The organism is Methanomassiliicoccus sp. (assembly GCA_033485155.1).
Classification (GTDB): Archaea; Thermoplasmatota; Thermoplasmata; order Methanomassiliicoccales; family Methanomassiliicoccaceae; genus UBA6.
Window position 1 is genome coordinate 279,092 of sequence record JAWQJJ010000003.1, and the last position, 12,843, is coordinate 291,934.

Here is a 12,843-nt window from a genome sequence, read left to right on the forward strand (position 1 = left end):
ACCATTTCTCTGTTCGCCGGCTGTGCCCTGAGCCATGCTGGCGATGCCTTCGGGAACGAGGTACGGGAGAGGTCCTCGACTCACCGCTTGGCCATCGCTGCTGTAACGATTTCGAGGGCCCGCTCCATCGCTCCCGGCAGCTTGGCGGGGTCGCCCCCTCCGCCCTGGGCGAAGTCCGGCTTGCCCCCGCCCCCGCCTCCGACCAGCTTCATGATGTCCTTAAGCACTGGTCGGCAGTCAAGCTTGATGTCGGAGGAACGGGACACGAACAGCTTGGGGCTCTTGTCCTGAAGACCGAGCACGGCGATCACACCGGGGACCGAGGTCAGGGCGAGGGAGAGGGCCTGGGGGTCCTCGTCCTCCGCCGCGAGGTGGACGACGACGCGCGCGCCGTCGACCTGGACCGCCTTCTCCAGCAGGCTGTCGGCCATGATCCTGTTAAGCTTGGCCGCCATGTTCTCCAACCGCTTGCGGTCTTCCTTGACGTCGTTGAGGAGCTTCACCGCGGCCGGGAGAAGCGCTTCGCGACCAACGTTCATCCTGTCTGCCAGCTGATCGACGCACGCCTTGTCCGACTGCATTCCATTGACTGCGGCCAGGCCGGCGGAGTATTCGATCCGGACCACTCCATCTTGGATCCTCTTGGTGCGCAGGATGCGAATGGGGCCGACACGAGAGGTACGGTCGCAGTGCAGCCCGCCGCACGCTTCCACGTCCACCCCGGTGGTGTTGACGACACGGATGATCTTGCCGGGGACGACACCACCCTGGTATAGCCTGAATCCGAACTTCGCCTCCGCCTCGTCCCGCTGCATGAACTTGATCTCCACCGGATGGTCCTCCAGCACCACCTCGTTGCACCGCTTCTCCAGCTGAGTACGCTGCTCCTCGGAGAGGTTCTCGAAGTGGGTGATGTCCAGGCGGGCCTCGTCCACGCTCTTGTGGGCGCCCGATTGCCATACATGGTTTCCGAGCATCTCCCGGGCCGAGCCGTTGATGATGTGCGCCGCGGTGTGGTGGCGCATCAGCTGCCGGCGCCGGGGCTCGTTGATGGCACAGGCGACCCTGCTGCCCACAACGACGTCGTGCTTTCCGTCCAGGAAGTGCAGGATCGTGTTCCTCACCTTCTGCACGTTGATGACCTCGTAGCCGTTCAGTGTGCCGTAATCGGCTTCCTGGCCACCCCCTTCGGGGTAGAAGTAAGTATGGTCCAGCACCACCGCCCCGTTCACCACGGCCACGACCTCAGCCTCGAAAGCCATGACCTCTGGGTCCTCGTAGTACGACTTCGTGGTCTCCGGCATGTTCAGAGGGTACTCCTCGGTCTTCGCCCCTTCCTCGTCGACGGCTTCGGTGGACTCGTGCCGCTTGGCGACCTGCATGTAGAAGTTGTCTGGTATCTCCACTGGCACATCGGAGAACTCTTTAACGATCTCCGGGTTCAGTCCATGGGAGTCATACAGCTCGATGAGCTTGTCGACCGTGATCGGCTGGCCCTTGAGGTCCTTGGTCATCCTCTGGACAATGGACCGGCCGCGTTCCAGCGTTTCGTAATAACGCTGTTCCTCGACCTTGACCAGAGACATGATGTCGTCGCGGTTCTCCACCAGCTCAGGGAAGTATGGCGAGAAGTAGTCGATCTGCATCCCCACGATGTCAGCCAGGGTGAACTTGACGTCCAGCGAGCGCATTGAGCGCAGGGCCCGGCGGACCAGCATGCGGGCGAAGTAGCCTTCGCGCACGTTCGACGGCACCACCCCATCGTTGAGCATGAAGGCCAAGGCGCGGGAGTGGTCGCAGATGATGTAGATGTCCTCCATCGGCCCAACGTTGGCGATTAGTTCCTCGTAGGTGATCCCGAGCCGCTCCGCGGTGCGCTGCCTCAGGTTCCGGATGTCCGCCGCGGTCTTCATATTCATGGCCCCAGCCACCTTGCTGTATTCCTCCAAGATGCGCTGGTTCGGCTTGATGCCAACCTCATCCTGGATGTACTGGACGACCGGACCGAAGACCGCCTCGTAGGCCGACGGCGTTCCCTGGGAGATCCAGGTCGCACGCTCGAGACCATAGCCCGTATCCACCACGGTCATGTCCATGGGTATGCGGCCCTGCGGCGTTTCCCGATACTGCATGAACACTAGGGTGGCAAGCTCCACGCCCTCCAGGATCACTTCCACGCACGGTCCGGAGTTGCCGCCGCCCTCCCACCACTCCTCGATGTAGCGCATCCTCTCCTTCTGTACGCCCAGCCGCTCGGTGTAGAACTTATGGCAGAGCTCGACGGTCCGGTCCTTGAAGTAGATCTCCTTCCCCGATCTGTTGAACGCATGATGCGCGAGCATCTCGAAGAAGGTGTAGTGCCGACCGGTGCGTCCAACGTTGTCGATGTCGTTGAACCGGACGCAGGTCTGGGAAATGGTCAGCGGATTGAACGGCGGATCAACGACGCCATTGAGCACCCACGGCTGGAAGTCGTAGATGCTGGCCTGGGTGAAGAAAACATCTTCCCGCCACCGGGCGACGATGGGGTAGCGGCGGACCCGGCCGTGACCATGTTCCTCGAAGAAGTTGAGATACTCTTCACGCATCTCGTGGTTGGAGTAGGGCCGCTTTATCGGCGAGTTGTTGATGAACGAGTACTCCTCGCAGGGAGACTCTCCACAGGTCTCCCAATCTCCCTGGGACCAGAACGCACGGCCGCACTTGGGGCAGACCTTGCGAATGAAGTTGTTATCCTTGAAGAACTGAAGATCGAACTCTGAGGACATGCTGGCGAGTAATGTGATGGCTCATTTAATCCTTTTCTAATTAGATGAGGGAGGCACGATACAACCCCCTGTGGACTGCATGACCCTCCCGTATTCATCTGGTTCGTCCCGCTCCCAGCACGCCGCGTACAGCATCATAGGGCGCGTGGTCGGAGGAAGCTGCATCAGCCGTTGTTATCGGCCCTATAGCCGATGTTGATGATCCTCGATGACCTGCTGATGGCGGGCCCGAACGGTCGACTTCCTCAGCTCCTGGGTGAAATATGGGGGACATGGGAATACGCCGCGCTCAGGACGGCGAGAGGCCTGACGTCTCGCTGGCGTCCACCGCCACATCTATCACCGCCAGCTCGTCGTCCTTGAGGCATCGCGTCAGGACCTCCTCTAACTCTCTGCTCGATGATGCCCGGTAGCCGGCGACTCCCAACGACTTGGCATAACCGACGAGGTCCGGGTTGCCGAATCGTACACCTATGCTGCGTCCGAACGCCTTCTCCTGCTTAATCCGGATCAATCCGAGCTCCGAGTCGTTCCACACCACCACTACAAGGGGCGTCCCCTGCTCCTTGGCCGTGAGCAGCTCCATACCAGTCATGGCAAAGCTCCCGTCGCCGACCGAAGCCACGATCTTGCGCTCCGGGTTAACTAGCTTAGCGGCAATGGCCCATGGCACGCCGACGCCCATCGGTATCAGGGCATTGCTCATGAGCAGGGTGTTCTCCTTGTACACGGGGTATCGTTGAGCCATCCACAGCAGGTGGGCGCCCACGTCAGACACTGCGACATCCTCCTTCCCCAGCGCACTCCTGATCGCCCGCACTATCGCCTGCGGCTTCACCCCCCTGCCCGGATTAGGCACGGTGGCGAGCATTTCCTTCAGCTCAATTTTCAGGTCCGCGGTCCAGTTCTGACCGGCCGCACCGATTTCGCTTAATGCGCTCAGCATCGGGCGCACGTCCCCGATGACCTGGAGGTCCGGTTGGAATCCCGGGACGCGATTGCAAGGTGCCGCCGCCATGTACGCCACCTTCTTCGCCGTCCCGAAGTTCCAGTACAGCGGTTCGAACTCCACGATGTCGAAACCGACAAGGAGAACGAGGTCCGAAGCCTCGAACGCCCGCCTGACGAGGTCCGCCCTCCGCAGGCCTACGGTCCCCAAGCTCAGGGGATGATCGAACGGCACGCTCCCTGTTCCGAGCCAGGTCATGGCCACCGGAACGTTCCACCGCTCCGCGAATTTGATCAGCTCGGCGGTCGCCCGTCCCCGGACCACGCCGCTGCCAGCGAGGATGATCGGGTGCTGGGACGCGGCGAGCCATTCTCTGACCTGGCTTACGTCCGGGGCCATCGCGCTCTCGGAAATGGGACGGGATGGGGGGGCCGGCTCCAAGCCGCTACCCTTCATAACGTCCTCCGGTAGCTCGAGGTACACCGGCCCCGGGCGCTCGGCGGCAGCCAGGGAGAACGCTTCCCTTGTCTTTCCGACCAATTCCTCCGCATTGGCCGGAGAAAGAACACCCTTGGTGATGGGACGGAACATGGACATGAGGTCCAGGTACTGCTTCCTCGTCGGGCGGTGGCATGAGTGGCTCAATTGCCCGCTCATCGCCACCATGGGACAATAGCCGAGATATGCTTCCCCGACCCCGATGACAATGTTCGCTGCTCCCGGGCCCAGGGTGGTCAAGCACGCCCCGGGCCTCGAGGTCAACCGCCCGACCATTCCGGCCATGAAGGCAGCGCTGCTCTCATGGCGAGTTAGAATAAAATCGATGTTCGAGCCGACCAAAGAGTCCATAAAGTCGAGGTTTTCCTCTCCCGGGATTCCGAACACGCGCTCTACGCCCTGTTCCTCCAGGCACTTGACCAGAATGTCCGAACCTTTCATTTCCGCACCTCATTGAAAGGTGGCCGACCGCTCCTTGTAGATCGAATCCGCCGCCCGCCTCAACGCGTCATGTACGTCGCCATGATCTTCTATCGGTATCAGGCCGTTCTCCCGAATGACCTCGATCGCCGGCTCCCCGAACTTCGTCGAGATCACCGCATCCATGCCTCTGAGCTTGACGGCCGTATCTTCGATCTTGGTGCGGTGACCGGGCCCGAACAGAGGGATCTCCTGCTGTTCTCGCACGTCGATGCTCTCCCCTTCGGAGATCTTGCCGGCCTCCACAGTATAGGTGCGGAACACCTCGGCCATGCCGAAGTGCTGATCCACGGCCCGGCCGTCGCCGGTGGCGACAGCGATGCGGTATTTTGTTGCTCCCTCCAACTCCAGCGCCACCGGCTGTCCTTTCTCTGCACTGCTGCCGGAGCAGGTAAAGTGCGCGAACTCCGCCGAGCGGTCCTCGCCCAGGAGGCCGATGGCATCGGCACGGCACTGCCGGCAGTGCCTCATCTGCCGGATATCCACTTCGCACAAATCCTGCAGCTCCTTTCGCTGCTTCGCCGTCGGTGCCGGCAGGTTCTCGAACTTGGTGCCCGGCACCGGTATGAGCGGCAATATGTTGACAATGTACGCGCCGAGCTCCTTCGCCCTCTTGGCCACCGCCGGCAGGTGATCGGCGTTGATGCCGGGGATCAGAACAGAATTGACCTTGACCAGCATTCCCGCGTCCGCCGCCCTCTTGATCCCTTCCTGCTGGTTATTGAGGAGGATCGTTGCCGCCTCCACCCCGCGGTAGTTCTTGCCATCATAGTGGACGAAGTCATAGATGCGTGCGCCGACCTCGGGATCGATGGCGTTCATGGTAACGGTGAGGAAGCGCACGTTCAACGCCTTCAGCCGCTCGACGTTCTTCGGAAGGTTCAAGCCATTGGTACTGAGGCACAGCGTCATCTCCGGGAACTCTTTTCCGACCAGCTCCAGCGTCCGGAAGGTCTCCTCGTTCGCCAACGGGTCTCCGGGACCGGCGATGCCGATTACGCTGAGGTGCGGCACCTTGCTCTTGACGAAGCGTACCTTCTCCACCGCCTGCTCCGGGGTCAGGACCTCCGAGGTGACGCCAGGGCGCGATTCGTTGGTGCAGTCGTACTTGCGGTTGCAGAAGTTGCACTGGATGTTGCACTTCGGCGCTATCGGCAGGTGCATGCGGGCGAACTGGCGGTGAGCACATTCGTTGTAACAGGGATGCGTCTCCAGCATCGCCTTCAGGTCTGGCCTGTCCTTGGTGTCCATCTCCCTCGTCATCACGATGCACTTTAACGATTATAACCGATGCCCCTTACCCGTTTCGGACCTTTGAAGGGACGGCAGCTCCAAGATGCCCTCCAGATCGGGGAAGGCCGCGACAGCCAAAGCTTCAAGAATTCCGTTTACCTAGACCGAGGCGATGCAGGACGAAACCCAGATACGAAGGCTCCTGGAGATGATGAACCGTCATGTGCCGTCCAGGAGGACCTCTCTGACCGACCTCCTGAAAGCCCAAGATCCCGAGTACCAGAGCAAGGATGGCATCCACTACCGTATCAAGAGGAACGAGCTGGAGTATCTGTCCACCATCGTCGATCCCTGGGACCAGCCGAAGCTAAAGCTGCCGATCATCATCATGACCGACACCGGGGATGAGGCGGGGGGTGCCTGGAAGATCCTGGGGAGGGTCGAGGTCAAGGTCGTGTCCCAGATCGTAGGAAGAGAGCCGGAGTTCCCTGATCAGATGAGGCTGTTCCATCCCCACATGGTGAAGCTCAGGACCGTGCTGCCGACGGCTACCACAACGATGTTCTCTCCGTGAAACATCGAGATTTTCATCCAACCCCGGCAAACGCTTATGCTTATGACCGATCGTCAGTGATCGCATGTCCCGCACCGGGATCACCGATCTACCGTTGCACAACGGCAGCGCGCCGCGCTGGCTGTTCAACCGGATGGTCAAGCTGGCCGGGGCCATCTCCGACGTCATGCTCCTGGAGTGCGGGAGCGAGGAGTACCTGCGCCGGCTAGCGGACCCCTTCTGGTTCCAGGCGTTCTCTTGCGTGCTGGGCTTCGATTGGCACTCCTCCGGAACCACCACCGTCACCTGCGGAGCACTGAAGAAAGCGCTGGAGGGCCGCAAGGACCTGGTGGTGGTCGGCGGGAAAGGAAAGGTATCTCTGAGGACTCCGGACGAGATTGCCTTCCACGCCGACCTGTGCGACATGTCGGAGGAAGACCAGCAGAGGCTGGTCTATGTGTCCCGCATGTGCGCCAAGGTCGACAGCGCTGCGATCCAGGACGGTCACCGCCTGTACCATCACGCCCTGGCCTTTGACGGTGAGGGTCACTGGACAGTGGTCCAGCAGGGGATGTCCGATGTCAGCGGGTACGCTCGCCGGTACCAGTGGAACAGCGGGATGGCACGCCATTTCGTAGAGGAGCCGCACACCGCCATCCTGGGCAGCCGGGTGGAGGAAACTTTGGACATGACCGCCGGGGCATCCGGCGAATCTAGGAGAGTGGCAGTGGACCTGGTGTGCGACGGGATTGAGCACGTGGAGAAGGACATCCTGCTAGTGGCCGAGGGGCAAAGCACTCTGGACGAGTGGTGCGGGGGGCAGCCGCTGAAGCTGCACATGCCCCGCACGGTGAACTGGAGGGCGCTGAGATCAGCGTACGAGTTCCAGCCGTCCAGTTACGAGGAGTTGTTGGCCATCAGGGGGGTTGGTCCATCGGCAATCCGGGCCCTGGCTCTGACCGGGGAGCTGGTGTACGGGGCTGAGCCGAGCTGGAAGGACCCCGTGAAGTTCTCCTTCGCGGTCGGCGGCAAGGACGGCGTACCCTATCCCGTGGACCGCAGGGCGATGGATCAGGCCATCGACTACCTGACCAAGGGCGTGGAGGAGGCCAAGGTCAAGAAGCGGGAGAAGCTGGAGGCAGTGCAGCGACTTCGGGCAATGGTGCCCCCGGACTTCGAGCGCTGACCCAGGCAAAGATACTTGATTCTCCTTCCCTTCACCGTGACGATGGCCAAGGGAAAGAAGGCGTTCGACGAGACCAAGGGCGAGCTGCTGTACACCGAAACGATACCGAAGAAGTTGCAGCCTAGAAAGGTCCTGGCAGGTTGGAGGTGGTCCCTGTTCGAGAACCTCGGCAGGATGGCCGAGATCGTCCTCTTCATCTATCTCATTTACCTGGCGACATCGAAGGACCTCTCCGACGGAACGACCGTTCGTAACCTCCTCATGGGAGTTGTCGCGCTCGTGCTCATGTTCTACGTCACTGAGGTCATAAGCCCACGGGGCCGCCGAATGAGCTATCCGGTTAAGGTCTGGTCCAGGGGCCTGGAGGTCCACACCTCTTTCCTCGAAGAGGTGAGGGGATTCCCCGGGTTCATTCCCAAGGAAAGGATCTCCAAGATCCTCGTTCGCCGGATAGAGATCAACATCAAGGACAGGACGGATGAAATGCCGACCAACCTCAAACTTGTATTGTCCAGCGGTAAGGTCCTCGACCTCGGTCGACGTAACTACAACGAACTGGACAACATAATCAAGCTCATGAAGGAGAAGTACGGCGTCTCCGAGTGAGCATTTTTCATATTGCCCTGTAAACGGTGTTCGAGCCTGACTGGACCAAGCATTATGCCCACCGGCGGGTATGGCCTCGGGGGATCATGGACGAAGAGGTCGCCAAGTGGCTGATCGAAGGCGAGTATTGGATGAGGCATGCGTTCGAGAAGCAACTGCTAGGCCTGCCAGGGAGGCCGGCTGAGGCCATTCGAGAACAGGGAATCGCCGCCGTCATAAAGAGACTTAAGGACGATAAGGTCGGATTGCAGGGGTTGAAGACCGGTCAAGTCCCCTACACCAGTACCGGCAATGCATTCTGGGATCTGTACTTCCTAGCAGATATTGGCCTCACCATCCATGATCTGGGCCTCGAACGGGAGGTCGAGGAAATCCTCAACCTGCAGCGGGAGGACGGCTCGTTCGTCTTTCAAAATAACATGAAGCCCCGCTATTACTGCATCTCGGCCATCCTGCTCTCTTCGCTGGCCCGAATGGGCTATAAAAACGACCCCCGGTTGAAGAAGTTCGTCGAGCTATTACTCAAGGATCAGCGTCTAGATGGTGGGTGGCATTGTGCTATGAATCGAGCAAGAGGGGAGAAACTAGAGTCCACGGAATCATGCCCCATGGATAACCTCAACATACTGATGCTCCTCGGGCAGTACGATAAATTTCGGGACGATCCGCAGATGAACGGGGCCATCGACCTCATCTTGGACCATTGGGCCCGCCGAGCTGAGCCATGGCGACCATATGGATTCGGAATCGGAACCCAATTTACAAAACTGAGGTACCCCGAAGTGAAATATGGGATTCTCAGGGTGCTTGATGCCCTATCGCTGTTTCCCCATGCAACTAAAAATCCAAGATTCCAGGACATGCTGGACAATGTGATCGCTAAATCCAAGGGCGGCAGATATTATGCGGAGTCGGTGTCCCGTTCGTATACTGACTTCGACTTTGGTCAGACAAGAACACCTAGCAGATGGATCACATTCGTCGTTAAAAGAACTCAAGATCGCTGCATGTCCAGCTTCCGCTGATCAAGCAGTGAAATGTTATCATGCAATAACTTCCACCATTGACTGTTAGAACCATTTACAACAATTTCAGTTATAGAATGATTAAAAATTATAGAATTTGGAAGAGTTGAACCATACGCAATTCGATTGACTGTTAAGCCGACACTTCGCGGCGCGAACGTTAGTAACTGCGGGCTGAATATCTCGGAGGACCTTGATACTTACACCCCAGTCCTATCAAACTCATCATTTATGAGTGTTCTTAAGATGCCTCTTTTCCGGGGGAGTTTCGAGCTTAGATGCGTTCAGCTCTTATCCCTTATCGCGTGGCTGCTCAGCAGTGCCTTGCCAGACAACTGATGAACTAGAGGCGACGAATCCCCGTTCCTCTCGTACTAAAGGATCCTTCCCGTCAGGCATCAATACACTTCCACCAAAAAGCAACAAACCTGTCTCACGACGGTCTAAACCCAGCTCACGATCCCTTTTAATGGGCGAACAACCCCACCCTTGGCAGCTGCTGCACCGCCAGGATAGGGAGAGCCGACAGCGAAGTAGCAAACCGCTAGGTCGATATGAACTCTTGCTAGCGACGACTCAGTTATCCCCAGGGTAACTTTTCTGTTATCACTCGCCCCCATTCAGAAGGCTGAGTGGTTCGCTAAGCCCTACTTTCGTATCGCGGATTGTTATTGTCCCAACCCGCGTCAAGCCAGCTTATACCTTTGCATTCAACGGCAGATTTCTGACCTGCCTGAGCTGACCATTGGGCGCGCTTGTTATCTTTTTGAGCGCGTGGCGCCCCACCCAAACTGCCTACCTATAGCTGTCCTCCCGAAGGAGTAAGTGATACGAGTCCCGAAGGGCAGTGTTTCATTGATGTCTCGGAACTTGCCTAGCGGCAAGCCCTGGTAACGACTCCTGCCTACGCTACACATCGGGGCTCGTACCACAACAACAGGTTGCAGTAAAGCTCCATGGGGTCTTCGCTTTCAGGTGGAAGATACCGGATTGTGCGCCGGTACTATCAGTTTCACCGGCTTCGAAGCGGGGACAGTAGAGCTCTCGTTGGGCCTTCATGCAAGTCGCCAATTAAGCGACAAGGTATTACGCTACCTTAAGAGGGTCATAGTTACCCCCGCCGTTTAACGGTCCTTCGCTCAGTTGAACCCGAGGTTCAGATACCGTCACTGGGCAGGCTTCAGCCACAATACAAATCCTTTCGGACTAGCTGTGACCTGTGTTTTTATTAAACAGTCGGAGCTCCCTTGTTACTGAGACCAGCAATCTTCATTGCTGGCACCCCTTATACCGAAGGTACGGGGCTAATTTGCCGAATTCCCTCGCTACGATTACGCCGACACGCCTTAGGCTTCTCACCTAGGGGCACCTGTGTCAGTTCTTGGTACGAACAAAACAGCCTAAACTAACACGATTTTCATTGACACCGGGAATCAGTCGAAGCGGGCCTTCGCCCGCCTACTCACGCATTCACCAACTTCTCACCATTACGGTTCTCCGAAGGCTTAAACGCTTGAACAGGTTGACACCCCTGCTCGACTTATCCGGATGTGTCTCATGTTAGGCGATGACTGTTCTGGCGCAGGAATATTAACCTGCTTCCCTTTTGACAACTTCGATTAAGGGTTGTCTTAGGATCGGCTAACCCTCGGCTGACGAACATTGCCGAGGAACCCTGGCCCCTGCGGCGGAATGGATTCTCACCATTCTTTGCTGCTACTCCTACCAGCATCCTTATACGAGCACGGTCCACTTGACCTCACGGCCAAACTTCTACCCATGCACGTCACCTCCCTACCAGATCACCTTGCGGTGCTCTAGGGTATCGGTATCCGGCTTTAGACCCGTCCATCTTCCTGACCCACAATCTCGACCGGTGAGCTGTTACGCTTTCTTTAAAGGATGGCTGCTTCTAAGCCCACCTCCCGGTTGTCTTAGACTGCGGACGCAGTTTCATGTTTCACTTAGCCGGTATTTAGGGACCTTAACCCTAGGCTGGATTCATTTCCTTATGGACCCCAAGCTTACCCCAGAGGCCCTCAATCCCAGCGTCTACGACGATCGCAGGTTCGGAGTTCAACAAAGGGCCGACCGGTTTCCCGGCCTAAGCCCCTAATTGGTCGCTCTACCCCACAATCTATCTCAGCTGAGGTCTTGCTGCGACAAGTTTCGAGAGGAACCAGCTATTTCCAGTTTAGATTGGCCTTTCACCCCTATACGCAGGTCATCGGAAAGATTTGCACATCATTACCCGTTCGGTCCTCCACCCCCCTTTCGAGGGGCTTCAACCTGCCCACGCATAGATCAACTGGCTTCGGGTATCCCACCAGTGACTCCAGGCGAGCACACCTCGTACCTCGCACCTTGCGGTGTTGCGTACTTGTTGGTTTCCCTGTGACTCCGGTATTCAATACCTTAGTCTCGCCACTGATCAGAACTCGCTGGCCCGTTATTCAAAACGGATAACACAACGCTGCTCCACTCTTTCGAGTTTCTTCGCTTTAACGCCATGTCTGGTTATAGTCGGATGGTTTCAGGCTCTTTTGACCTCCCGTCAAGGGTACTTTTCAGCTTTCACTCGCGCTACTACTGCGCTATCGGTCTCGAGACGTATTTAGAGTTGGAGATGAATGTTCCCCAGCTTCACGCGCGATATCCAACGCACGTTACTCCGGAACACCAAAACTCATCTTTCTGGCTTATCCTTAAAGGACTATCACCCTCTTTGGTGTGCCTTTCCAGGCAACTTCAGGTTGACCAGTTAAGATGTATCTGGGTCCACTACACCACAACTCCCTCATATTTCTATGAGGGATTCGGTTTGCTCTGTGCCGCGTTCGATCGCCTTTACTGACGGCATCTCTGTGATTTCTTTTCCTGCGGGTACTAGGATGTTTCGATCCCCCGCGTTCCCGTTGATTACTCAACATTCCGAAGAATAGGAAGTCCCATTCGGCGGTCACCGGATCATAGTCTTCTTGCAACTACCCGGCGCATATCGCAGCTTGACACGACCTTCATCGGCGCTCGAGCCGAGCCATTCCCCATACGACGTAGCATGCCGCTACTTGTGTCGGCTTAACACACGTCCGAATTGCATATGATTGGTTATCATCAAACGCGAGACCTCTTCCAAATCCCGCTATTCTCCTCCACTTCCCCGAAAAGGATCGCTTTCCGGGTGCATCAAAGTGAACTTCTGTGGTCGTTTTTGTATTCGACCGCAGCCCCCCTTCATGTCTGAAGGGGTATATATAGGTTGCCATACCGGCAGACCCTATTGCTCCGAAACCACTTGGGTTCCGGGCCTTCCCACCTAAGCACTCATTGTATATAAGGCTTTTGTAGGGGGTTCTGCCCCGTCATGCATCGTTTCCGACACATGCCAGTCGTATAGGTCAACACCTATGCCCGATACATTTGCTCCGTTTCGGGCTTTTCCAGCTAAGCTGCTGTCCTATTTATACTTTTCCTGACCTCTGTATTGCCATATATTGCAGGTAGTGACTGCATCCCGCACACAGGCAAGGGGCTCATATCGTCCG

Annotated in this window: 7 protein-coding genes and 1 rRNA gene; 4 read left to right on the plus strand and 4 right to left on the minus strand. The window is 57.6% G+C overall.

Going from position 1 to position 12,843, the window contains the following annotated elements:
- Positions 1 to 80 precede the first annotated feature (80 nt).
- The 3 genes from alaS to nifB form a co-directional block, all read right to left on the minus strand.
- A complete protein-coding gene (gene alaS / locus SA339_06895; GenBank protein ID MDW5562939.1) occupies positions 81 to 2,768 on the minus strand; it encodes an alanine--tRNA ligase in 2,688 nt (895 codons plus the stop codon).
- Positions 2,769 to 3,057: 289 nt separating this feature from the next.
- Positions 3,058 to 4,656 carry an acetolactate synthase large subunit gene (locus SA339_06900; protein ID MDW5562940.1) on the minus strand — a complete coding sequence of 533 codons (1,599 nt, stop codon included), beginning with the start codon at positions 4,654 to 4,656 and terminating at the stop codon, positions 3,058 to 3,060.
- 9 nt (positions 4,657 to 4,665) lie between these two features.
- On the minus strand, positions 4,666 to 5,958 hold the full coding sequence (nifB, locus tag SA339_06905) for a nitrogenase cofactor biosynthesis protein NifB (protein ID MDW5562941.1): 1,293 nt from the start codon (positions 5,956 to 5,958) through the stop codon (positions 4,666 to 4,668).
- A 142-nt stretch (positions 5,959 to 6,100) separates the two neighbouring features.
- Here nifB and SA339_06910 point away from each other — a divergent pair, with 142 nt between their 5' ends.
- From SA339_06910 to SA339_06925, 4 genes are all read left to right on the plus strand, one after another.
- On the plus strand, positions 6,101 to 6,502 hold the full coding sequence (locus SA339_06910) for a DUF61 family protein (GenBank protein ID MDW5562942.1): 402 nt from the start codon (positions 6,101 to 6,103) through the stop codon (positions 6,500 to 6,502).
- 64 nt (positions 6,503 to 6,566) lie between these two features.
- Positions 6,567 to 7,667 (plus strand): DUF763 domain-containing protein, encoded by a 1,101-nt coding sequence (locus SA339_06915; protein MDW5562943.1) that lies wholly within the window; start codon positions 6,567 to 6,569, stop codon positions 7,665 to 7,667.
- A 15-nt stretch (positions 7,668 to 7,682) separates the two neighbouring features.
- Positions 7,683 to 8,273, plus strand: a complete 591-nt coding sequence (locus tag SA339_06920) for a hypothetical protein (protein MDW5562944.1) — start codon at positions 7,683 to 7,685, stop codon at positions 8,271 to 8,273.
- A gap of 86 nt (positions 8,274 to 8,359) precedes the next feature.
- Complete coding sequence (locus SA339_06925; GenBank protein ID MDW5562945.1) at positions 8,360 to 9,298, plus strand: hypothetical protein; 939 nt, start codon at positions 8,360 to 8,362, stop codon at positions 9,296 to 9,298.
- A gap of 144 nt (positions 9,299 to 9,442) precedes the next feature.
- Here SA339_06925 and SA339_06930 read toward each other — a convergent pair.
- Positions 9,443 to 12,367 (minus strand): 23S ribosomal RNA (locus tag SA339_06930).
- Positions 12,368 to 12,843 lie beyond the last annotated feature (476 nt).

Bases quoted from the DNA above. Each gene is read 5' to 3' on its own strand.
- alaS (MDW5562939.1), bottom strand. From the start codon at position 2,768: ATGTCCTCAGAGTTCGATCTTCAGTTCTTCAAGGATAACAACTTCATT.
- SA339_06900 (MDW5562940.1), bottom strand. From the start codon at position 4,656: ATGAAAGGTTCGGACATTCTGGTCAAGTGCCTGGAGGAACAGGGCGTA.
- nifB (MDW5562941.1), bottom strand. From the start codon at position 5,958: ATGACGAGGGAGATGGACACCAAGGACAGGCCAGACCTGAAGGCGATG.
- SA339_06910 (MDW5562942.1), top strand. From the start codon at position 6,101: ATGCAGGACGAAACCCAGATACGAAGGCTCCTGGAGATGATGAACCGT.
- SA339_06915 (MDW5562943.1), top strand. From the start codon at position 6,567: ATGTCCCGCACCGGGATCACCGATCTACCGTTGCACAACGGCAGCGCG.
- SA339_06925 (MDW5562945.1), top strand. From the start codon at position 8,360: ATGGACGAAGAGGTCGCCAAGTGGCTGATCGAAGGCGAGTATTGGATG.